This is a genomic window from Kitasatospora sp. NPDC002965, assembly GCF_040611255.1.
In the GTDB taxonomy this organism is placed as follows: Bacteria; Actinomycetota; Actinomycetes; order Streptomycetales; family Streptomycetaceae; genus Kitasatospora.
Map to the genome: position 1 here is coordinate 1 of NZ_JBEXNT010000062.1, position 20,662 is coordinate 20,662.

18 protein-coding genes and 2 tRNA genes are annotated in these 20,662 nt (G+C 73.6%); 11 read left to right on the forward strand and 9 right to left on the reverse strand.

Going from position 1 to position 20,662, the window contains the following annotated elements; genetic code table 11:
- Positions 1-141 precede the first annotated feature (141 nt).
- On the reverse strand, positions 142-861 hold the full coding sequence (locus tag ABZY91_RS23090; protein WP_329948350.1) for a VTT domain-containing protein: 720 nt from the start codon (positions 859-861) through the stop codon (positions 142-144).
- Between the two features lie 414 nt (positions 862-1,275).
- Here ABZY91_RS23090 and fbaA point away from each other — a divergent pair, with 414 nt between their 5' ends.
- The 4 genes from fbaA (at position 1,276) to ABZY91_RS23110 (ending at position 4,781) form a co-directional block, all read left to right on the forward strand.
- Positions 1,276-2,298 carry a class II fructose-bisphosphate aldolase gene (gene fbaA, locus ABZY91_RS23095; protein ID WP_329884871.1) on the forward strand — a complete coding sequence of 341 codons (1,023 nt, stop codon included), beginning with the start codon at positions 1,276-1,278 and terminating at the stop codon, positions 2,296-2,298.
- 56 nt (positions 2,299-2,354) lie between these two features.
- Complete coding sequence (locus ABZY91_RS23100) at positions 2,355-2,768, forward strand: DUF3151 domain-containing protein (RefSeq protein ID WP_329884870.1); 414 nt, start codon at positions 2,355-2,357, stop codon at positions 2,766-2,768.
- 355 nt (positions 2,769-3,123) lie between these two features.
- Positions 3,124-3,939, forward strand: coding sequence for a DUF3152 domain-containing protein (locus ABZY91_RS23105; RefSeq protein WP_355404939.1), 816 nt, complete (start codon positions 3,124-3,126; stop codon positions 3,937-3,939).
- A 74-nt stretch (positions 3,940-4,013) separates the two neighbouring features.
- The gene (locus ABZY91_RS23110) at positions 4,014-4,781 is read left to right on the forward strand and encodes a hypothetical protein (RefSeq protein WP_355404941.1); all 768 of its coding nucleotides are present in this window, start codon (positions 4,014-4,016) and stop codon (positions 4,779-4,781) included.
- 90 nt (positions 4,782-4,871) lie between these two features.
- On the opposite strand, the gene ABZY91_RS23115 is transcribed toward ABZY91_RS23110, so the two are convergent.
- The 4 genes from ABZY91_RS23115 to purS all read right to left on the reverse strand — a co-directional run bounded on the left by ABZY91_RS23115 (position 4,872) and on the right by purS (position 8,948).
- Positions 4,872-5,699, reverse strand: a complete 828-nt coding sequence (locus ABZY91_RS23115) for a sterol carrier family protein (RefSeq protein ID WP_329948353.1) — start codon at positions 5,697-5,699, stop codon at positions 4,872-4,874.
- A gap of 65 nt (positions 5,700-5,764) precedes the next feature.
- Positions 5,765-8,020 carry a phosphoribosylformylglycinamidine synthase subunit PurL gene (gene purL / locus ABZY91_RS23120; protein WP_329884866.1) on the reverse strand — a complete coding sequence of 752 codons (2,256 nt, stop codon included), beginning with the start codon at positions 8,018-8,020 and terminating at the stop codon, positions 5,765-5,767.
- On the reverse strand, positions 8,020-8,697 hold the full coding sequence (gene purQ / locus ABZY91_RS23125; protein ID WP_329884865.1) for a phosphoribosylformylglycinamidine synthase subunit PurQ: 678 nt from the start codon (positions 8,695-8,697) through the stop codon (positions 8,020-8,022). The genes purL and purQ overlap by 1 nt, the downstream gene beginning before the upstream one ends.
- Positions 8,694-8,948 (reverse strand): phosphoribosylformylglycinamidine synthase subunit PurS, encoded by a 255-nt coding sequence (purS, locus tag ABZY91_RS23130; RefSeq protein ID WP_329884864.1) that lies wholly within the window; start codon positions 8,946-8,948, stop codon positions 8,694-8,696. The genes purQ and purS overlap by 4 nt, the downstream gene beginning before the upstream one ends.
- A 466-nt stretch (positions 8,949-9,414) precedes the next feature.
- Here purS and ABZY91_RS23135 point away from each other — a divergent pair, with 466 nt between their 5' ends.
- The 7 genes from ABZY91_RS23135 to ABZY91_RS23165 all read left to right on the forward strand — a co-directional run bounded on the left by ABZY91_RS23135 (position 9,415) and on the right by ABZY91_RS23165 (position 14,026).
- A complete protein-coding gene (locus tag ABZY91_RS23135) occupies positions 9,415-9,732 on the forward strand; it encodes an Lsr2 family protein (RefSeq protein ID WP_030304494.1) in 318 nt (105 codons plus the stop codon).
- A 131-nt stretch (positions 9,733-9,863) separates the two neighbouring features.
- A tRNA-Gly gene (locus ABZY91_RS23140) sits at positions 9,864-9,936 on the forward strand.
- Positions 9,937-9,976: 40 nt separating this feature from the next.
- Positions 9,977-10,052, forward strand: a tRNA-Gly gene (locus ABZY91_RS23145).
- Positions 10,053-10,233: 181 nt separating this feature from the next.
- Positions 10,234-11,235: an ABC transporter ATP-binding protein gene (locus ABZY91_RS23150; RefSeq protein ID WP_355404944.1), complete on the forward strand. Its 1,002-nt coding sequence runs from the start codon at positions 10,234-10,236 to the stop codon at positions 11,233-11,235.
- Positions 11,232-12,065 (forward strand): ABC transporter permease, encoded by an 834-nt coding sequence (locus ABZY91_RS23155; protein WP_329948356.1) that lies wholly within the window; start codon positions 11,232-11,234, stop codon positions 12,063-12,065. The genes ABZY91_RS23150 and ABZY91_RS23155 overlap by 4 nt, the downstream gene beginning before the upstream one ends.
- A gap of 92 nt (positions 12,066-12,157) precedes the next feature.
- Positions 12,158-13,381: a histidine kinase gene (locus ABZY91_RS23160; protein WP_355404946.1), complete on the forward strand. Its 1,224-nt coding sequence runs from the start codon at positions 12,158-12,160 to the stop codon at positions 13,379-13,381.
- A 24-nt stretch (positions 13,382-13,405) separates the two neighbouring features.
- Positions 13,406-14,026 (forward strand): response regulator transcription factor, encoded by a 621-nt coding sequence (locus tag ABZY91_RS23165; RefSeq protein ID WP_355404948.1) that lies wholly within the window; start codon positions 13,406-13,408, stop codon positions 14,024-14,026.
- Positions 14,027-14,130: 104 nt separating this feature from the next.
- Here the strand turns inward: ABZY91_RS23165 and ABZY91_RS23170 are convergent, their stop codons facing one another.
- From ABZY91_RS23170 to purD, 4 genes are all read right to left on the reverse strand, one after another.
- Positions 14,131-15,030 (reverse strand): phosphoribosylaminoimidazolesuccinocarboxamide synthase, encoded by a 900-nt coding sequence (locus ABZY91_RS23170; protein WP_329948358.1) that lies wholly within the window; start codon positions 15,028-15,030, stop codon positions 14,131-14,133.
- Between the two features lie 108 nt (positions 15,031-15,138).
- A complete protein-coding gene (locus ABZY91_RS23175) occupies positions 15,139-16,680 on the reverse strand; it encodes a N,N-dimethylformamidase beta subunit family domain-containing protein (RefSeq protein ID WP_329884858.1) in 1,542 nt (513 codons plus the stop codon).
- A gap of 225 nt (positions 16,681-16,905) precedes the next feature.
- Complete coding sequence (locus ABZY91_RS23180) at positions 16,906-18,471, reverse strand: hypothetical protein (RefSeq protein WP_355404951.1); 1,566 nt, start codon at positions 18,469-18,471, stop codon at positions 16,906-16,908.
- A 653-nt stretch (positions 18,472-19,124) separates the two neighbouring features.
- The gene (purD, locus tag ABZY91_RS23185; RefSeq protein WP_355404953.1) at positions 19,125-20,372 is read right to left on the reverse strand and encodes a phosphoribosylamine--glycine ligase; all 1,248 of its coding nucleotides are present in this window, start codon (positions 20,370-20,372) and stop codon (positions 19,125-19,127) included.
- Positions 20,373-20,662: the final 290 nt, after the last annotated feature.

The following is a 20,662-nucleotide window of genomic DNA, read 5'->3' on the forward strand; positions in this document are numbered from 1 at the left end:
CGAGCGCGGCCGCTAGCTCAATCCGGTAGAGCACAAGCCTCTTACCTCCGCCGTCGTCGGCCGCCGGGCCGGCACGATCTCGGGCACCCCCTGTTTCACGTGAAACAGGACCGGGCCCCGGCCGTTCGTCGCTCTCGGGCCTCAGCCGCGCCGGTGCCGTCCGCCGCCGGCCTGGACGGCCTCGTCGTCCTCGGCCGCGGCGCCGCCGGCCTTCTTCTTCCGGCGCTCGCGCACGATCTCGATGAGGATCGGCGAGACGGAGAGCAGCACGATCAGCAGCACCGCCGGGATCAGGTACTTGTCGATCACCGGGGCGAGCGCGTCGCCGAAGAAGTAGCCGATCAGCAGCATCGACTCGGTCCAGAGCACGCCGCCGATGACGTTCCAGAGGAAGAAGGTCTTCGCCGGCATCTCCAGGGTGCCCGCGACGGGGTTCAGGAAGGTCCGGACGATCGGCATGAAGCGGGCGAGCACGACGGCCTTGCCCGGCCCGAACTTGTTGAAGTACTCCTCGGCCTTCAGCACGTACTCGCGGCGGAAGATCTTCGACTCGGGCTTGTCGAACATCTTCGGCCCGACCTTCACCCCGATCTGGTGCCCGAGCTGGGCGCCGACGATGGCGGCGATCGGGGCCCCGATCAGGAGAGTCGCGATCGGCAGCCGGGTGCCTTCGCCGAGGACCGACGAAGCGGCGTCCGAGGCGGCGACACCCGCGATGATGAGCAGCGAGTCACCCGGGAAGAAGAACCCGACCAGGAGGCCGGTCTCCGCGAAGATGATCGCGATCAGCCCGATGGCACCGAGGGACGAGATCAGTGATTTGGCGTCGAGCAGATTGACGGCCAGCTGGTTGTAGTCCACGGGCGCAGAATAGCGGGCTTGTCTTTACCAAAGCTTCGCGCCCGGGGCTGAGCGGGCCCTCATCCCTTCGTCGCATGCCGCTCCGCGCCCGCCGCACACCCCTGCGGGACACCCCGGCGGGGGTGTCCCGCAGCTCCCCGGGGCCTCCCCGGGGAGCGCCCGGGGAAGCCCGCCGTCCCGACTGGCGGGCCACATGGTGGAGCCGGTGGGCGTTCTGGGAAGATGGCACGGGCGCCCGGTCCGCGGTGGCACCACCCTCATGGCCGACCCGCGGCGGTTGCCTCGAACCTTGGTACCGGCAGGCCGCACCGCAGAGCCGCGCATCGGCCCTGGTACCCCGGAGTCGTCACCAGGCGTACACAGCGTCGGACAGCACCGTCCGTACGCCGCAAAACCCGACAGGAGCGGATTCGCATGCCCATCGCAACTCCCGAGGTCTACAACGAGATGCTGGACCGGGCCAAGGCGGGAAAGTTCGCCTACCCGGCGATCAACGTGACCTCGTCGCAGACCCTGCACGCCGCGCTGCGCGGCTTCGCCGAGGCCGAGAGTGACGGCATCATCCAGATCTCGACCGGTGGTGCGGAGTTCCTGGGCGGCCAGCACAACAAGGACATGGTGACCGGCGCCGTCGCGCTCGCCGAGTTCGCGCACATCGTCGCCGCCAAGTACGACATCACCGTCGCGCTGCACACCGACCACTGCCCGAAGGACAAGCTGGACGGCTACGTCCGGCCGCTGCTGGCGGTCTCCGCCGAGCGCGTGGCCCAGGGCCGGAACCCGCTCTTCCAGTCGCACATGTGGGACGGCTCGGCCGAGACCCTGGCCGACAACCTGGCGATCGCCCAGGAGCTGCTCGCCCAGGCCGCCGCCGCCAAGATCATCCTTGAGGTCGAGATCACCCCGACCGGCGGCGAGGAGGACGGCGTCACCCACGAGATCAACGACGAGCTGTACACCACCGTCAACGACGCCGTCCGCACCGCCGAGGCGCTGGGCCTGGGCGAGAAGGGCCGCTACCTGCTGGCGGCCTCGTTCGGCAACGTGCACGGCGTCTACAAGCCGGGCAACGTGGTGCTGAAGCCGGAGCTGCTGCGCGAGCTGCAGGACGCGATCGGCAAGCAGTACGGCAAGAACGACCCGTTCGACTTCGTCTTCCACGGCGGCTCCGGCTCGACCACCGAGGAGATCGCCACCGCGCTGGAGAACGGTGTCGTGAAGATGAACCTGGACACCGACACCCAGTACGCCTTCACCCGCCCGGTCGTGGACCACGTGTTCCGCAACTACGACGGTGTCCTGAAGGTCGACGGCGAGGTCGGCAAGAAGAACACCTACGACCCCCGCACCTGGGGCAAGCTCGCCGAGGCGGGCATGGCCGCCCGCGTGCTGGAGGCCGCCAAGCAGCTGCGCTCGGCCGGCAACCGCCTGAAGTAGGGTCCCGCCCGACGGCAGGGTCTGCGGTCATGCCCCCCAGTGGTTCACTGGGGGGCATGACCATTCACAAGGACCTCCTCGGGGGTCCGCCTCCGACCCACCTGCCCGCCGAGCCCGCTCCGCTGGAGCTGCTGGCCGGCGGCGCCTCCCCGGCCGAGGTCGCGGCGAAGTACCCGACCTCCTCCCTCGCCTGGGCCCAGCTCGCCGACGACGCCTACGCCGCCGGCCGCACCGTCGAGTCCTACGCGTACGCCCGTACCGGCTACCACCGCGGGCTGGACGCGCTGCGCCGGGCCGGCTGGAAGGGCCACGGCCCGGTGCCGTGGGAGCACGAGCCGAACCGCGGCTTCCTGCGGGCGCTGCACGCGCTCGGGCGGGCCGCCGGCGCGATCGAGGAGAAGGAGGAGGCGGAGCGCTGCCTGCAGTTCCTCCGGGACAGCTCGCCGACCGCCGCCGCCACGCTCGGCTGACGACACCTGACGCGCCGGACGACCGCCCCTGCTGCCCGGACGGGCAGCAGGGGCGGTTTCGTCCGCTCCGCCCACCCGGAACGTGGACACCCGTCGGTCCACCGTGTCAGGGTGGGCGGGCGAGGGGGCGCATCGGTTCGAGGTTCAGCGGCCCCACGGGTCGACAGGAAGCTCCACCGTGCCAGCAGCCAGCCCCGCCCCCCGCGGCGACCGCCCCCGTGGTTCCGGCACGAACGGTGCCCGTCGGGCCCGCGCCCGTACCTCCGGGCCCGGCACCGCACGGCGTGGCACGGCTCCCCGCCCCCGGTCCTCCTCGCGCCGCCGCAGCAGGCCCCGCCGCCGGCTCGGGCCCGGCATGGTCGCGGCCCTGGTGGCCGCGGTGGCGATACTCGGCGGCACGCTGTTCGTCCTGAAGCGCCCCGACGCCCTGCCCGGCGCCGACCGGACCGCCCAGGGCCGGGTGGCCCCGGCCGACGGCAACGCCCCCGCCCCGACCCCTCCGGCGGCCCCGGCAGCCGCCCCCGTCGCGCCCACCCCGACGCCGACGCCCACCCCGACGCCGACCGCCGCACCCACACCCACACCGGAACCGACCACCCCGGACCCCGGCTTCAAGGGCACGGGCACGTTCACCGTCGCCCAGGGCTCCGCCGCCCCGGTCGGCAAGGGCACCGTCCGCCGCTACCGGGTCGAGGTCGAGGACGGCATCGGCATCGATCCGCCGGCCGCCGCCGCACAGGTCCAGGCGATCCTCGCCGACAAGCGCGGCTGGACCAACGACCGCAGGAACGGCTTCCAACTGGTGTCCGGCGGCGCCTACGACTTCACCGTGAAGATCGCCTCACCCGCCACCGTCGACAGGATCTGCGGCGCCGCCGGACTGGACACCCGCGGCGAGGTGAACTGCAACGTCGGCAACCAGGTGCTGGTCAACGTCAAGCGCTGGACGATCGGGTCCCCCCAGTTCAGCGGCCCGATCGACGAGTACCGGGCACTGATCGTCAACCACGAGGTCGGCCACCGGATCGGCCACGGCCACGAGACCTGCCCGGGCCAGGGAAAGCCCGCGCCGGCCATGATGCAGCAGATCTACGGCCTCAAGGGCTGCGTGCCCAACGCCTGGCCGTACAGCCCCGAGGGCACCTACCTGGGCGGTCCCGCAGTCTCCTGAACCTGCCTGGAACGGGACGGAGTTGAGACACGTTCGGCGTACGGCCGGAACGGCTCCGGCCGTAGGCTGGCGCCATGATCAGCGCAACCGCCCCGACCGACGACCGCCTCGCGACCGCCCGTTCCGCGGCTGCGCGCCCCGCCCCCTCCCGCCACCGGCTGCTCGCCCTCGCGGGCACCGCCGGACTCCTGCTCGGCACGGCCGCCTGCGGCTCCGACGGCGGCGGCACCGGCGCGGCCGGCGCGGGCCGGCTCTCCTACGACCAGGCCCGGTCGACCGCCCAGGACCTGTCGGAGTCCGGCCCCTGCCCGTTCGGCCTGGACCTCGCGGCGGCCCTCAAGGGGGCCGGGGTGGACCTCCCGGTCACCGCCGGGGCCAAGGGGCACCCGACGGCCGAGACCGAGGTCGAGGCGGAGGTCCCGGCCCAGCCCTGGCCCTCCGGGGCCACCCCGCCCGCGGGGATACCCTCGATCCCGGCCACGCCCGCAAGGGCATGGGTGACCTGCCACTTCACGGCCGGCGCCACTCCGGTCCGGGTCGACCTGCTGGCCCTCGCGGAGCACGGCCCGGCGATCAGCCTGATGCTCCCGCACATCCAGCGGTTCGGGAACCTCGGTGTGGACCAGCTCCAGGACTTCGCCGACCGGCAGCCCACCACCGGCCAGACCGAGGTCACCCCGGGCGGGGGTCTGGTGGGTGTCTCCCGACCGGCCGTCCGCGGCAAGGGGGACCTCGCGCTGACCCTCACCCAGACCACCGGCGAGGCCCCGACCGAGCCCGCCCTGACCGGCGAACCGCTGCGCAGGGTCACCGAACGGCTCGCCGCGCAACTGCGTCCCTGACCGACCGTCGACCGGCTCCGCCCACCACCCGGCCGCCGCCGCCCGACCGCAGGCCGGCTACCGCGGGCCGGCGACCGCGGGCCGGCGGGCTCAGCCCAGGACCGGCAGGTGACCGCGCAGGTCGCTGCGCTCGCCGCCGGCCGACACCGCGGCGGCCTCCACCGCGTCCGCCCAGCCGGTCCGGCCGGTGGCCAGCCGGATCCAGGTGAGCGGATCGGTCTCGACCACGTTCGGCGGGGTGCCCCGGGTGTGCCGCGGCCCCTCGACGGCCTGCACCACCGCGTACGGCGGGATCCGCAGCTCGACGGCACCGCCGGGTGCCTGGTCGGCGAAGGCGTCGGCCAGCAGCCGGGTGACGGCGGCGACCGCCTGCCGGGCGTGCGGGAAGTCCGCCCGGCCGAGCGCGTCGGCCAGGTCGTCGGCGTGCACGACCGTCTCGACCAGCCGGGTCACCAGCATGTCGGTGAGCGTCATCGAGCCGAGCCGGATCTCGAACCGCCGGCCCGGGATCCGGGTGTCCTCCCCGTCCAGTGCGTCGACGAGCCCGTCCGCGGCCCGCGCGAAGGCCTCCGCCACCGAGGCCGGCTCACCGCCGAACTCGCCCGCGGCCTTCTCCCGCGCCTGCCCGTCGAGCAGCGGCGCGACCGTGCCGACCCGGGCGACCCACGCCAGCAGGTCCAGCGGCGGCCGGCCCTCCAGCGGGTCGCCGAGGTGCGCGGGTACCCAGTCGATCTGGACGGCGAGGTGCGCGACCAGCTCGCGCACCCGCCACTCCCCCAGCCGGGTGGGCCGGGCGAGCAGCTCCGCCGCGTCCGGGCGGGCGCAGAACTCCCGGACGGCGTCGCGCAGCGCGACGGTCTGCTCGGCCAGCGCGGCGCTGACCTTGGAGTGCTGGTACGTACGGGACTTGGCAGGCATGCGCCCCAACATACGCCGAGGGGCGGACGGTTCCGCAGAACCGTCCGCCCCTCAGCACAGCCCGGTCAGGCGAGCAGAGCCTCGATGACGCCGGTGTGGACGTCCTTCAGCTCGGCCAGCGAGACGGTGAACAGGCCCTGCACGTCCAGCACGTCGCCGTCGACCACGCCGACCCGGGTGGCCGGCAGACCGCGCGCGGTGCACATGTCGTTGAACCGGAGCTCCTCGCTGCGCGGCACCGCGACGACCGCACGGCCGGCCGACTCGGAGAACAGGAACACGAACGGGTCCTGGCCCTCGGGCACGATGATCCGCGCGCCGTGGCCGCCCTTGAGGCAGCTCTCCACCAGGGCCTGGCCGAGGCCGCCGTCGGAGAGGTCGTGCGCGGCGTCGATCATGCCGTCGCGCGAGGCGGCGATCAGGATGTCGCCGAGCAGGCGCTCGCGCTCCAGGTCGACCTTGGGCGGCAGACCGCCCAGGTGGTCGTGGACCGCCTGCGACCAGGCCGAGCCGCCCAGCTCGTCCTCGGTGTCGCCGAGCAGGTAGAGCAGCTGCCCCTCCTCGGCGAAGGCCACCGGGGTGCGGCGGGTGACGTCGTCGATGACACCGAGCACCGCGACCACGGGGGTCGGGTGGATGGCGACCTCGCCGGTCTGGTTGTAGAGCGAGACGTTGCCGCCGGTGACCGGGGTGCCGAGCGTCAGGCAGGCGTCGGCCAGGCCGCGGGTGGCCTCGGCGAACTGCCACATCACGTCCGGGTCCTCGGGGGAGCCGAAGTTGAGGCAGTCGGAGACCGCGAGCGGCTTGGCGCCGCCGGCCGCGACGTTGCGGTACGCCTCGGCGAGGGCCAGCTGGGCACCGGTGTACGGGTCCAGCTTGGTGTAGCGGCCGTTGCCGTCGGTGGCGACCGAGACGCCGAGGTTGGTCTCCTCGTCGATCCGGATCATGCCCGAGTCCTCGCCGACCGAGAGCACGGTGTTGCCGAGCACGTAGCGGTCGTACTGGTCGGTGATCCAGGACTTGGAGGCCTGGTTCGGGTGACCGGCGAGCTTGAGCAGGTCGGCCTTGAGGCCCTCGCCGGTGGTCGGGCGGGCCAGCCGCTCGGCGGTCGGGGCGTCGGCCTGCAGCGCGTCCTGCCAGCTCGGGCGGGCGTAGGGGCGCTCGTAGGTCGGGCCCTCGTGGGCGACGGTGCGCGGCGGCACGTCGACGACCAGGTCACCGTGCCAGAAGATCTCCAGGCGCTCGCCCTCGGTCACCTCACCGATGACGGTGGCGATGACGTCCCACTTCTCGCAGATCTCCAGGAAGCGGTCGACCTTGTCGGGCTCGACGATGGCGCACATGCGCTCCTGCGACTCGCTCATGAGGATCTCCTCGGGCGAGAGCGTGTGGTCGCGCAGCGGCACGGTGTCGAGCTCGATCCGCATGCCGCCGGAGCCGGCCGAGGCCAACTCGCTGGTGGCGCAGGACAGGCCGGCGCCGCCGAGGTCCTGGATGCCCTTGACGAGCTTCTCCCGGAAGATCTCCAGGGTGCACTCGATGAGGAGCTTCTCCTGGAACGGGTCGCCGACCTGGACGGCCGGGCGCTTGGCCGGGCCGGTGGCGTCGAAGGTCTCGGAGGCGAGCACCGAGACACCGCCGATGCCGTCGCCGCCGGTCCGGGCCCCGTACAGGATGACCTTGTTGCCGGCGCCGGTGGCCTGCGCGAGGTGGATGTCCTCGTGCTTCATGACGCCCACGCACAGGGCGTTGACCAGCGGGTTGCCCTGGTAGCAGGAGTCGAAGACGACCTCGCCGCCGATGTTCGGCAGGCCCAGGCAGTTGCCGTAGCCGCCGATGCCCGCGACGATCCCCGGCAGCACGCGCCGGGTGTCCGGGTGGTCGGCCGCGCCGAACCGCAGCGGGTCCATCACGGCGACCGGGCGGGCGCCCATCGCCAGGATGTCGCGGACGATGCCGCCGATGCCGGTGGCCGCGCCCTGGTAGGGCTCGATGTACGACGGGTGGTTGTGCGACTCGACCTTGAAGGTGACCGCGTAACCCTGGCCGACGTCGACCACACCGGCGTTCTCGCCGATGCCGACGAGCATCGCGTCGGTCTCCGGCTTCTTCTCGCCGAACTGCTTCAGGTGGACCTTGGAGCTCTTGTACGAACAGTGCTCGGACCACATGACCGAGTACATGGCGAGTTCCGCGCCGGTCGGACGGCGGCCGAGAATCTCCCGGATCCGCGCGTACTCGTCCTTCTTGAGGCCGAGTTCGGCCCAGGGCTGGCCGGCGTCCGGGGTCTGCTCGGCGTTCTTGACGGTGTCGAGGCTCATCAGGCGTTCACCAGCTGCTTCAGGACGGAAGTGAAGAAGCCCAGGCCCTCGGTGGTGGGACCGGTGAGCGGCTCCACGGCGTGCTCGGGGTGCGGCATCAGGCCGACGACATTGCCGGCGGCGTTGGTGATGCCCGCGATGTCGCGGTACGAACCGTTGGGGTTGACGTCCAGGTAACGGGCGACCACACGGCCCTCCGCCTCCAGTTCGTCGAGGACGCGCTCGTCGGCGACGAAGCGGCCCTCACCGTTCTTCAGCGGCACGACGATTTCCTGGCCGACCGCGTAATCCCGGGTCCAGGCAGTGCCGTTGTTCTCGATCCGCAGCTTCTGGTCGCGGCAGATGAAGTGCAGCGAGTCGTTGCGGGTGAGGGCGCCCGGCAGCAGGTGCGATTCACAGAGCACCTGGAAGCCGTTGCAGATACCGAGAACCGGCATTCCCAGCTTCGCCTGCTCGATGACGGTGTCCATCACCGGCGAGAAGCGGGAGATGGCGCCGCAGCGCAGATAGTCGCCGTAACTGAATCCGCCCGGCAGGACGACCGCGTCGACCTGGTGGAGATCCTTGTCACGGTGCCAGAGGGCGACCGGCTCGGCGCCGGCCAGGCGGACCGCACGACGGGCGTCGCGATCGTCGAGCGAGCCGGGGAAAGTGACGACGCCGACGCGGGTGGTCACTTCGCCTCCTCCTCGACGCGGACGGTGAAGTCCTCGATCACGGTGTTGGCGAGAAAGGTCTCGGCGGCTTCGCGGATACGGGCGAGCACGGCGTCGTCGACCGGGCCCTCCAGCTCCAGCTCGAAGCGCTTGCCCTGGCGGACGTCGGCGATCCCGGTGAATCCGAGACGGGGCAGCGCACGCTGCACCGCCTGTCCCTGGGGGTCGAGGATCTCCGGCTTGAGCATGACGTCGACTACGACGCGTGCCACTGGCACTCCCGGTGGTGTCTTCGTGAGGCGGGGGAACTCCAGACTACCGGGGGTTTCGGGCGGGATTGCTGGCCGGGCGGCGCGACGCGCGTAGACCCGAGACCCTTACGTCACAAGGGCTCCGGACGCCGGGCGCCCCCCGCACACCGTCCCATTTCGCCGGATTCCCGGACCCCAGCGAGAACACCCGAAGAGCACCCGAATACCGCCACTCCGGGACAGATCCCCCAACCGCGTGCCCGGGTATCCGACGCGGCGGCGAAGACACGTGAATATCCGGAAAAGAAAGCCGGACTCTTCGATTTCTCCCCGCTTCGGGTGCAGAATAGGGCCACCTGCCGCGGCAAGTGCTGCGTATCCGGCATGCCATCGGGCCTGCCCGTATGCGCTTGCGCGAGGGGTGCACATCAGGCCCCGGAGCGCACCCGCGCCCGGTCGGCCGAATTGCCCGAGAGGATTGACACCCATGGCTCAGCGTGTAGTTGTCACGCTCTCCGACGACCTGGACGGCGGCGCAGCCGCGGAAACCGTCCACTTCGGCGTCGACGGGAAGTCGTACGAGATCGATTTGTCCGTGGACAACGCGGAAAAGCTGCGGGAGGCCCTCGCTCCGTTCGTCGCGGCCGGCCGCCGCCAGAGCCGCACCGGGAAGTCCTTCCGGCGCACCGCGCTCACCCCGGACCCCGCCGCCGTGCGCGCCTGGGCCCAGTCCCGCGGCATGGAGCTGCCCGCCCGTGGCCGCATCCCCAAGCACGTCTACGAGGCGTTCGCCGAGGCGAACTGACCACCGCGGTACCCGGTCGTCCCGCCCAAACCCAAAGGGTGGGGCGACCACCCCGACGGATGCTGTAGAGTATTCCTCGTCGCCGCAACGGAGAGATCCGAAGAGGCGGAAGGTGCCCCACCAGGTACCGTGCGGACGTGGCTCAGTTGGTAGAGCATCACCTTGCCAAGGTGAGGGTCGCGAGTTCGAATCTCGTCGTCCGCTCGCAGTGCGCGAGCACAGCACAACTTCATATCTTTATCCTGCGGACGTGGCTCAGTTGGTAGAGCATCACCTTGCCAAGGTGAGGGTCGCGAGTTCGAATCTCGTCGTCCGCTCCATGACGAAGGGTCCTCTCGGTCGAGAGGGCCCTTCGGCGTTTTCCGGCATTCGCCGGCGCCCGCCCGCAGTACCCGGGCCCACCGACCGGTGACATATGTCATGGCCGACCCGTGGATCCGCACCCCGTTCCCGTGAAGCCGCGCACTGTCCGCGGTGCCCCGGCGACGGGAGGCTTGGGACATGGAAACCAGCCAGCCCCTCCACGGCGACCACGTGATCGAGGTCACCGACCTGCACCGTCACTACGGCACCGGCACCACCCGCTACCACGCGGTCCGCGGCGTCGACCTGACCGTCGGCCGCGGCGAGCTGTTCGCCCTGCTGGGCACCAACGGGGCCGGCAAGACCTCCACCATGGAGCTGATCGAGGGCCTCACCGCCCCGAGCGAGGGACGGGTCCGCGTCCTCGGCCACGACCCGTACGGCGAGCGCAGCGCCGTCCGGCCGCGCATCGGCATCATGCTCCAGGAGGGCGGTTTCCCCGGCGAGCTCACCGTCGCCGAGACCGGCCGTGCGTGGGCCGGGATGACCAGCAACGCCCGTCCGCTCGACGAGGCACTGGGCCTGGTCGACCTCACCCACCGCCGCAACGTCCGGGTCAAGCAGCTCTCCGGCGGCGAGCGCCGCCGGCTCGACCTGGCGATGGCCCTGCTCGGCCGGCCCGAGGTGCTCTTCCTGGACGAGCCGAGCACCGGCCTCGACCCGGAGGCCCGCGTCGCCGTCTGGCGGCTGGTCCGCGAGCTGCGCGCCCAGGGCACCACGGTGCTGCTCACCACGCACTACCTGGAGGAGGCCGAGGAGCTCGCCGACCGGCTGGCCATCATGCACGGCGGCCAGGTCGTCACCACCGGCACGGTGGCCGAGGTGATCGCCGGTCGGCCGTCCCGGATCTCCTTCGAGCTCCCCGAGTTCACCGGCACCTCGCTGCCGCCGCTGGCCGGCGCCACGGTGACCGCCGACGGCCGGAAGATCACCGTCCAGACCCCGCGGCTCCAGGCCACCCTCACCGACCTGCTCGGCTGGGCCGCCCACCACGGCGTCGAACTCGGCGCGCTCGACGCCCGCAGCGCCTCCCTGGAGGAGGCCTTCCTGGCCATCGCCTCCGAGGCCGCCGACCGGCCCCCGGCCGAGACCCCCGCCGCTCCCACCGCCCGCCGCCGCCTGATCGGACTCGCCCGATGACCACCGCCACCGCCTCCGCCACCACCGCCGGTCCCCGGAGCACCACCGCCCGTCGGCTGCTGGCCCTCGGCCGGGCCGAGGGCATCCTGCTGCTGCGCAACCGGACCGCCCTGTTCACCGCCCTGCTGCTGCCGCTGCTGCTCATCGGCGGGCTGAAGAGCGTGCTCGACCAGCAGGCCGAGACCACCCCCGGCCTCGACGTCGACTCCCTGCTGGTCAACGGCGCCGTCGGGATGGTGCTGGCCTTCGTCGTCTACTACAACCTGACCGCCGCCTACGTGGCCCGCCGCGGCGAGCTGGTGCTCAAGCGGCTGCGCACCGGCGAGGCCCGGGACATCGAGATCCTGGCCGGCACCGCCGTCCCCTCCGTGGCCCTGGCCCTGCTGATGTGCGCCGTGATCGGCATCGCGGGGGCCTCGGTCCTGAACCTGACCGCGCCGGTCAACCCGCTGCTGCTGATCGTCGGCCTGGTCATGGCCGTCGGCACCCTGATGGCCCTGGCCGCCGTCTCCAGCGCCTTCACCAGGACCGTCGAGAGCGCCGGCATCACCACCATGCCGGTCCTGCTGATCTCCCAGTTCGGCTCCGGCCTGTTCTACCCGCTGGAGGTCATGCCGGACCGGCTCGCCGACTTCTGCCGCCTGCTGCCCACCACCCCGGCGTTCCAGCTGATCCGGGTCGGCTGGTTCGGCACCGACGGCTCGGCCGACGCCACCGGCTTCGCCGGCACCTGGTCCACCGCCGCGCCGCACCTGGTCACCGGCGCCGTCTGGCTGGCCCTCGCGGCCTGGGGCGCCGTCCGGTACTTCCGCTGGGAGCCGCGCCGCTGAACGGCCCGGACCGGGAACCGGTGGCCCGCACCCCGCTGCACCTCTGATAGGAAGGCAGCAGCACGATCATGGCCGGACGGGGAGCGGAGCAGATGGGTGTCGTGAATCCGGTGCGCAGGTGGCGAGGCTTCAGCAAGCCCCAGCGCTCCGAGCTCTACCTCCGCTGGTCGCTCTACCTGATGGCGCTCGCCCCGCTGCCGGCCGCCCTGCTGAGCAGCACCTCCGCCCCGGAGACCCGGCACTACCCGGCCTCCGTCCGGGTCAGCCTGGTCGTGGGCCTCGCCCTGGTCCTGGTCACCCTGCGCGCCTACCGCACCTCGCTGGACCACTACCTGAAGCGGCCCGCGGACCACCCCCGCTGGCTCCTGATCACCGGAGCCGTCGCGGTGGCCGGCTCCTGGGCGGTCATGCTGATCGGCCCCCGGACCGGCGACGGCCCGGACGGCGCGCCGTTCACCGCCTCGATCGTGATCGCCATGCTCTTCTCCTCCTTCGGTCCGGCCGCCGTGGGGCTGGCACCGCGCACGGCGGCCCTCGCCGGACTCGGGGCGCTGCTGGCCGTCGCCCCCGCGATCGTGCTGGCCGGCGTGGACCTCGCGACCACCTGCGGGATGCTGGTGTTCACCGCGTCCGCCATGACCTTCATGGGCTGCAGCTGCCGCAGCTTCGCCTGGCTCCAGTCGGTGGTCTGGGAGCTGGACTCGGCCCGCGAGGCCCAGGCGCAGCTGGCCGTCGCCGAGGAGCGCCTGCGGTTCTCCCGCGACCTGCACGACGTGATGGGCCGCAACCTCACCACCATCGCGCTCAAGAGCGAGCTGGCCTTCCAACTGGCCCGGCGCGGCCGGCCGGAGGCCGCCGACCAGATGGCCGAGGTGCAGCGGATCGCCCAGGAGTCCCAGCGCGAGGTCCGGGACGTGATCCGCGGCTACCGCACGGCGGACCTGCACGCGGAGGCGATCGGCGCCCGCGCGGTGCTCCGCTCGGCCGACGTGGCCTGCGAGATCGACCTCGGCGAGCACGCCCACGAGCTGCCGGCCCCGGTCCAGTCGGTGCTCGGCTGGGTGATCCGCGAGGCCACCACCAACGTGCTGCGGCACAGCGAGGCGGCCCGCTGCTCGATCCGGCTCCGCCGGGAGGACGACCGGGCGTTGCTGGAGCTGGAGAATGACGGGGTGCCGGCCGTCCCGCTGCCCTCCCAGGGCGGCGGAACCGGGCTGGGCGGCCTGCGCGAGCGGCTCGCCGTCCACGACGGCGAGCTGACCCTGCCGGTCGCCGCGCCGGGCAGCTTCCGGCTGCTCGCCAGCGTCCCGATCTGAACCGCTCCACCGGAAGGCACCCCGATGACCGACTCCGCGCCCGTCCGCGTCCTGCTCGCCGACGACGAGCACCTGATCCGGGGCGCGCTGGCCGCGCTGCTCGCGCTGGAGGAGGACATCGTGGTGGTCGCCCAGGCCGCCTCGGGCCCGGAGGCCCTGGCGATGGCCGAGGCGCACCGGCCGGACGTCGCGGTGCTGGACCTGCAGATGCCCGGGCTGGACGGCATCGAGGTGGCGACCCGGCTGCGCGCACTGCTGCCGGACTGCCGCTGCATGATCGTCACCGGCCACGGCCGGCCGGGCTACCTGAAGCGCGCGCTGGAGGTCGGGATCCGGGGCTTCCTGCCGAAGACCGTCTCGGCGGCCGACCTGGCCGGGATCATCCGCACCGTGCGGGCCGGCGGCCGGTACGTGGACCCGGAGCTGGCGGCGGACGCGATCGCCGCCGGGGAGACCCCGCTGACGCCGCGCGAGACGGACGTCCTGGAGCTGGCCGCCGACGGCACCTCGATCGCGGAGATCGCCGCGCGCGCGTCGCTCTCCCAGGGCACCGTCCGCAACTACCTCTCCTCGGCGGCCGCCAAGCTGGGCGCGGAGAACCGCCACGCGGCGGTGCGGATCGCCCGCGAGCACGGCTGGATCTGAGCCGGAACCGGCCCGCCCCGCCCTGCCCGCCCCGCCCTGCCCTGCCCGCGGACGCCGCCGGGTCCGCCCGGGCGGGCGGACCCGGACGGACCCGGACGGTGTCCTCAGACCCAGCTGAGGCCGGTCAGCCGCTCGTAGGCCTCGACGTACTTGGCGCTGACCCGCTCGACGACCTCGGCGGGCAGCTGCGGCGGCGGCTGCTCGCCCTTCCGGTCCCAGCCGGAGGCCGGGGAGGTCAGCCAGTCGCGGACGATCTGCTTGTCGAAGGAGGGCTGGGCGTGGCCCGGCTCCCACTGGTCGACCGGCCAGAACCGCGAGGAGTCCGGGGTGAGGACCTCGTCGCCGATCACCAGCTCGCCGTCCAGCAGGCCGAACTCGAACTTGGTGTCGGCCAGGATGATGCCGCGGTCGCGCGCGATGTCCCGGGCCCGGGAGTAGACGGCCAGGGTGGTCTGCCGCAGCTGCACCGCCAGGTCCGCGCCGATCCGGCGGGCGGTCTCCTCGTACGGGACGTTCTCGTCGTGCTCGCCGACCTCGGCCTTGAGCGCCGGGGTGTAGATCGGGGCGGGCAGCTCGGAGCCGTCCTCCAGGCCCTCGGGCAGGGCGATGCCGCAGACGGTGCGGGAGTCGCGGTACTCCTCCAGGCCGGAGCCGGCCAGGTAGCCGCGGGCGACGCACTCGACCGGGATCATGTCGAGGCTGCGGCAGACCAGCGTGCGGCCCTTCCAGTCGGCGGGGGCGCCGGCCGGGACCTCGGTGGAGATCACGTGGTTGGGCACCAGGTCGGCGATCCGGTCGAACCACCACAGCGAGAGCTGGGTCAGGATGCGGCCCTTGTCCGGGATCTCGTTGGGCAGCACCCAGTCGTAGGCCGAGGTGCGGTCGCTGGCGACCATCACCAGCTCGCCGGACTCGGTCCGGTAGAGGTCGCGCACCTTGCCGGTGTGCAGGTGGACCAGGCCGGGCACCTGGACCGGCTCGGGCTTGGTGACAAATCCGCTCAAGGTCGTCTCAGTCCTCAGGGGTCGTTCGCGGGCGTGGGGCGCGAAAGGGGAGGTCACTGGGGTCGAGTCTGTCATGGCTCCCACCCGGACCCCGGAGGGGTCGGCCGCTCAGCCGTTCTTGCAGAGGTGGTCGAGCAGGTTGGCGGTGGCCCGCTGGATCCGCTCGTCGGTGAGGCCCGGGCGGTCCAGCGCGGGCGACCAGGCGAAGGTCCCGGAGGCGAAGACGTACGCGCCGCTGGGCGCCCGGTAGAGCGAGGTCTCCTGGTAGCGGGTGCGGCCGGCCAGGTCCCGGTACGGGGAGTGCGAGAGCAGCACCCGGTCGGTGTGGGCGGGCAGCGCGACCTTCGGGTAGTACCGGTCGGCCTCGCCGGCCACCAGACCGGGCAGCTCGTCGCCCTCCTGGACGCCGGTGCCCTCCCAGAGCCAGTGGCCGGTGTGCCGGGCGACCATCGGGACGGGCGCGGCGACCCGGCCGGAGTACTGCAGGCCGAGCAGGTGCTGCTCGGGTTCGCCGGCGTCGCGCCAGAGCGCGCTGGCGGCGCCGGGGGCACCGGTGGCGGGGCTGCCCGGCTGGACCTTCTGGCGCTTGCGGCAGTTGAGCAGCCGGTTGGGCTCGCCGGAGGGCGCGGCGCTCAGCTCGACCCGCCAGTACATGGTGTTGGCGGACAGGAAGACCAGCGAGGTGCCGCCGTCCCGGGCCCGTTCGGCGGCCCGGCGCATCGGCTCGGACCAGTACTCGTCGTGGCCGGGGAAGACCAGCGCCTTGTGCCGGGCGGGGTCGACCAGCCCCGCGTGCAGGTCGGTGGCGGTGGCGTAGGAGAGGTCGTAGCCGTACCGCTCGGCCCAGCGGATGAAGTCGTAGGCGTGGCCGACGTGCAGCGGCAGTCCGGCGGTTGCGTGCGGGCGGTCGAAGGAGACGGTGACGGCCGCCTCGGGCTCGCCGACCAGCCGGCCGCCGCCGTCCCAGGCGTGGTAGAGGCTGGCACCGCTGCGGCCGTCCTCGGGAAAGAGGTTGTACGCCTGCCAGGTCACGTCGGGGACCACCAGCAGCAGCTCGGCGGCGCGCGCCTGGTCCTCGAAGTCCCGGACGGTGAAGGGGATGTGGCTGCGGTGCAGCATGTCGGCGGTGGTCAGCACGGCGACGTAGGCACCGGGCCTCCAGTGGGCCGGGATCTGCAGCCGCCAGGTGTGCCACCAGTGGTGGCAGGAGACGGTCCTCCCGGCGACCAGCGGGGCGGGCTGGACCATGCCGGCGATCAGCGGGCTGGACGTCATGTGGTGGGCGCCGTCGCCGGCGTAGTGGCCGATCCGGTAGACGTCGACGGTGAACTCGCGCGGCGGGTTGACGGTGACCCGGAAGTCCACGGAGCCGCCGGGGCGGACCACGCCGGCCGAGGCGAAGCCCTTGATCTGCTGCTCCTCGTCGTTGGAGCTGAGCGGGGTGCCGACCGGCGGCTTGCCCCGGAGGCCGGCGGATAGCCGCCGCTGTCCGGGGGCGTCCACCGAGACGTACCAGGGGACGGCGCCCTCGGCGCCCGCGAGGTACTGGTCCGGGCTGCGCAGCCAGGGCAACGGGCCCTGGCCGAAGGGATCGGAGACGCTGTGCGCGTGCGTCCCGGACTCCCAGCGGCGGTTGAGTTCGGTCCCCACGCGCGCCCCTCCCAGGTGCACCTACGCGGTTGGCATGTGCCTCCCGGATGTGCGTGCGGTCTAATACACCACACAGTGCTGGCGCTGCGTCACCCTACGGTAGCAACTAGTGGTGACGAATCTCCCGGCCCGGGCCCCGGAGGGCCTCCGGCCTGCGAAGACCCGGGGCGGCCGGCCGTTCCGGGGGCGCACATTCCGGGAGCACGCGCCCCCGGGTGCCGGTCGTCAGAGCCGGACGGGCTTCTCCAGCCGGACGCCGGCGGCGTCCAGCCAGGCTCGCAGCGGGCCGTCCTGGCCCTGCTCGACGGCCTGCGCGACCGGCTCGGCGAGGTCGGTGCGGCGGACCCCGCCGAGCTGCAGGACCGGGCCGTCCAGCCAGTCCAGGCCGGGAACGGCCCCGGCGGTGTCCACGGAGGCGCAGCAGACCATCGCCGTGACGTGGTCGACCAGCACGTCCCGCCCGGAGCGGACCGGTTCGAGCAGCGGCGCGGGTGCGGTGGTACGGGCCAGCTGGGCGGTGAGCGCGGCGGCCAGCCGCTCGCCGTCGCCCTCCGCGAGCCGGACCAGCAGGCGGGTCAGCGTCGGGGCGCCGGGGCGGGCCTGCGGGGCGAGCCGGTCCAGCGCGGACTGCAGCTCCGCGGCCCGGGCGCGCCAGCCGGCGTCCACCACCTCGACCGGGTAGTCGGCCCACTCCAGCTCGCGCCAGGCGCCGGAGGCGGGCCGGCCGAAGAACAGCTCGGCGGCGAGCCGGGAGACCGCCGCGTCCACCACGCCGGGCTCCTCCAGGAGGTCGCAGGCGGGGCGGTCGCCGAGCCGGCTGCTGTAGCCGTCGGCCAGCCGGTCGCGCCGGGACAGCTCGGTCAGTGCGGCGACCACACCCGCGTTCAGGTGCGCGGGGTGGCGGCCCAGCCGCCAGGCGGGCAGCGCGACCCGGGTGAGCAGCCGGTCCCAGCCCGCGTAGGCGAGGCCGACCTGCTCCTGGGCGGCGATCCGCAGGCCGTAGTCGACTTCGCGGGCCTGCTCGGACGCCCAGCCGGCGACGGCGCGCTCCAGTTCGGCGGCGTGCCCGCGACAGGCGCCGAGCAGCCGTCGGGTGATCCGGTCGGTGAGCCCGGCCGGGCCCCGGCGGGCGGGCCGCGGGCCTTCGGGCGGGGCGCAGACCAGACCGGAGGCCGGGGCGGCGTCCAGGCTGGCGTCCAGGGCGCGCAGGAAGCGGCGTGCCGCGGCGATCTCCGGGTCGGCGGCGGCCGCGGTGCCGGCCACCACCGGGGCGAGGAGGGCGCGCAGCTCGCCGGCCCGCATCCACCAGAGGAACGGCGAACCGATCACCAGGACCGGCGCGGGCTGCTCGTGGTCGGCCCGGCGGGACCGGCGGGCCGGGCGGGGCGGCGGGACGTCCTCCAGCCAGCTGTCGCAGTCCGGGGTGAGCGCGATGGCGGAGGGCGCGGGGACCTCCAGGCGGTCGGCCAGCTCGTCGATCAGCCGGTACAGCTCGGGGGCCTGTCCCCGGGCGATCGGGACGGCCGGGGTCTGCGGCGGCACGGCCCGGCGGTACGTCCGGGCGGCCAGCCCGGCCACCAGCAGGGTGAGCGCGGCGACCGCGCAGAGCACCCAGCGGGCGGCGTCCCAGCCGGCGGCGTCCGGGGAACCGGGGGCGCCGAGCCGGCCGGTGAACCGGCCTGCGAGCAGCACCGCCGCAGCGGCGGCGGGCAGCGCGGCGGCGGCCAGGGCGAGACCCCGGATCCGCAGGACCGCCTGGGCATGAGCGCGCGCGGTGTCGACAACGGCCATACGGTGCGGCACCCCCTTCGGAGCCCTCGGGCACCCGGTGACGGGGGTCCGAGCCGACTCGAACGATCAGTTCCGACCGGGGGACGGTGACGTCCGGTCCCCGGTAGTGCATGCTGCGTGGCGCTTCTGACATTCTCGACGCCCGTGTCCGGGTGGGTGTTCCGGATCGCCCCGGTTTCCACTCGTCCCGGTGACGCCGTCCGAATTCCGGACGACCGCACCCGGGCGCCGTACGAAGCGGCCCGGGCGTCCGACCCGGCCGGACGCCGTCCAGCATCCCCCCGCAGGACCGCCGCTACCCGGCGGCGGCCGGGAACGGCGCGGCCCGGGGCGCTGCGATCCAGCGCACCATAAGGCCGGGCGCCCGGCTGCGTCAGCCGGATGCGGCCGCTGTCACTCGATGGGCTGGATTCCGGCCGCCGAACGGTGCGGCGGCCCCGGATCCGCTCCGGCCCCTCCCGCCCCCGAAACGCCGGTCCGCGCTGCGGCCATGGGGGTTGTCCCGCCGCCCCGCCGGCCCAGCCGTCCCGCTCCGCCGGCCGACGGGCCGGGGACGTCGGGCCCGGGTCGGCGGGCGGGGCGGCCGGCCGGGAACGGCCCGGGCCCCCGGCGATCGCTCGCCGGGGGCCCGGGGGTGCCTGAGGGGGGAGCCGTCAGCCCGCCGCCTTCAGCGCGATGTCGGTCCGGTGCTGGCCGCCCTTGAGGGAGATCCGGTCGAGCGCCCGGTACGCCCGGTCCCGCGCCTCGGCGAGGCCGGTCCCGGTGGCGGTGACCGACAGGACCCGGCCGCCGGCGCTGAGCACCCGGCCGTCCTCGTCCAGCTTCGTCCCCGCGTGCAGCACGTACGCGGTGCCGTCGGCGGCCTCCGCCTCGGCCAGACCCTCGATCGGGTCACCGGTGCGCGGCGCCGCCGGGTAGCCCTCGGAGGCGATCACCACGGTGACCGCGGCGCCCTCGTCCCAGCGCAGCGGCTCCAGCTGGTCGAGCGTGCCGGTGGCCGAGGCGTGCAGGACGCCCGCCAGCGGGGTCCGCAGCCGGGCCAGCACGACCTGGGTCTCCGGGTCGCCGAAGCGGGCGTTGAACTCGATCACCCGGGTGCCGCGCGAGGTCAGCGCCAGGCCGGCGTAGAGCAGGCCGGAGAACGGGGTGCCCCGGCGGTGCAGCTCGTCCACGGTCGGCTGCAGGACGGTCTCCAAGACCTCCTCCACCAGGCCCTCGGGGGCCCACGGCAGCGGCGAGTAGGCGCCCATGCCGCCGGTGTTCGGGCCCTCGTCGCCGTCCAGCGCGCGCTTGAAGTCCTGGGCCGGCTGGAGCGGGAGCACGGTGGTGCCGTCGGTGATCGCGAAGAGCGAGACCTCGGGGCCGTCCAGGTACTCCTCGATGACCACCCGATCGCAGGCGGTGGCGTGGGCCAGCGCCGCCTCGCGGTCGGCGGTGACCACGACGCCCTTGCCGGCGGCCAGGCCGTCGTCCTTGACCACGTAGGGCGGGCCGAAGGCGTCCAGCGCCTCGGCCGCCTCCTCGGCGGTGGTGCAGACGTAGGAGCGGGCGGTGGGCACGCCGGCGCCGGCCATCACGTCCTTGGCGAAGGCCTTGGACCCCTCCAGCAGGGCGGCCTCCCCGGACGGGCCGAAGACGGGGATGCCGGCCGCGCGCACGGCGTCGGAGACGCCCGCGACCAGCGGGGCCTCCGGGCCGACCACGACCAGGTCGGAGCCGAGCTGCCGGGCGAGCGCCGCGACCTGCGCGCCGTCCAGCTGGTCGACCGGGTGGACCGTCGCCACCTGCGCGATCCCGGCGTTGCCCGGGGCACAGTGCAGCTCGGTCACGGCGGGATCTTGGGACAGAGAGCGGCACAGGGCGTGTTCGCGGGCGCCGCCGCCGATGACGAGGACCTTCACGCTGCGCAAGGGTAGCCGGTGGCCGGTTCGGGCCGCTCTCCGGTCCCGTCGGAAGCCACGAACGGAGGGCTCCGGTACACGCACGGCCCCGGAGGATCGTCCGATCCCGGCGCCGGACGGTAGGCGCGCAGTGCCCGGGTCAGGACAGCGGGTCACCGGGGCCTCGCTCGGACGGGTGAAATCTCGCCGACCGCCGCAACCCTCCCACCTCGGGATCCGGTGGTCGAATCCGATAACGATCATTGGCGAAGCGGCCACACGGTCAGCCATTTGGCGGTAAGAAGTGCTGT

What these genes read in the sequence shown, in the direction of transcription:
- fbaA (WP_329884871.1), top strand. Translation starts at nt 1,276, where the DNA reads ATGCCCATCGCAACTCCCGAGGTCTACAACGAGATGCTGGACCGGGCC.
- ABZY91_RS23100 (WP_329884870.1), top strand. Translation starts at nt 2,355, where the DNA reads ATGACCATTCACAAGGACCTCCTCGGGGGTCCGCCTCCGACCCACCTG.
- ABZY91_RS23105 (WP_355404939.1), top strand. Translation starts at nt 3,124, where the DNA reads ATGGTCGCGGCCCTGGTGGCCGCGGTGGCGATACTCGGCGGCACGCTG.
- ABZY91_RS23110 (WP_355404941.1), top strand. Translation starts at nt 4,014, where the DNA reads ATGATCAGCGCAACCGCCCCGACCGACGACCGCCTCGCGACCGCCCGT.
- ABZY91_RS23115 (WP_329948353.1), bottom strand. Translation starts at nt 5,699, where the DNA reads ATGCCTGCCAAGTCCCGTACGTACCAGCACTCCAAGGTCAGCGCCGCG.
- purL (WP_329884866.1), bottom strand. Translation starts at nt 8,020, where the DNA reads ATGAGCCTCGACACCGTCAAGAACGCCGAGCAGACCCCGGACGCCGGC.
- ABZY91_RS23135 (WP_030304494.1), top strand. Translation starts at nt 9,415, where the DNA reads ATGGCTCAGCGTGTAGTTGTCACGCTCTCCGACGACCTGGACGGCGGC.
- ABZY91_RS23150 (WP_355404944.1), top strand. Translation starts at nt 10,234, where the DNA reads ATGGAAACCAGCCAGCCCCTCCACGGCGACCACGTGATCGAGGTCACC.
- ABZY91_RS23155 (WP_329948356.1), top strand. Translation starts at nt 11,232, where the DNA reads ATGACCACCGCCACCGCCTCCGCCACCACCGCCGGTCCCCGGAGCACC.
- ABZY91_RS23160 (WP_355404946.1), top strand. Translation starts at nt 12,158, where the DNA reads ATGGGTGTCGTGAATCCGGTGCGCAGGTGGCGAGGCTTCAGCAAGCCC.
- ABZY91_RS23165 (WP_355404948.1), top strand. Translation starts at nt 13,406, where the DNA reads ATGACCGACTCCGCGCCCGTCCGCGTCCTGCTCGCCGACGACGAGCAC.
- ABZY91_RS23180 (WP_355404951.1), bottom strand. Translation starts at nt 18,471, where the DNA reads ATGGCCGTTGTCGACACCGCGCGCGCTCATGCCCAGGCGGTCCTGCGG.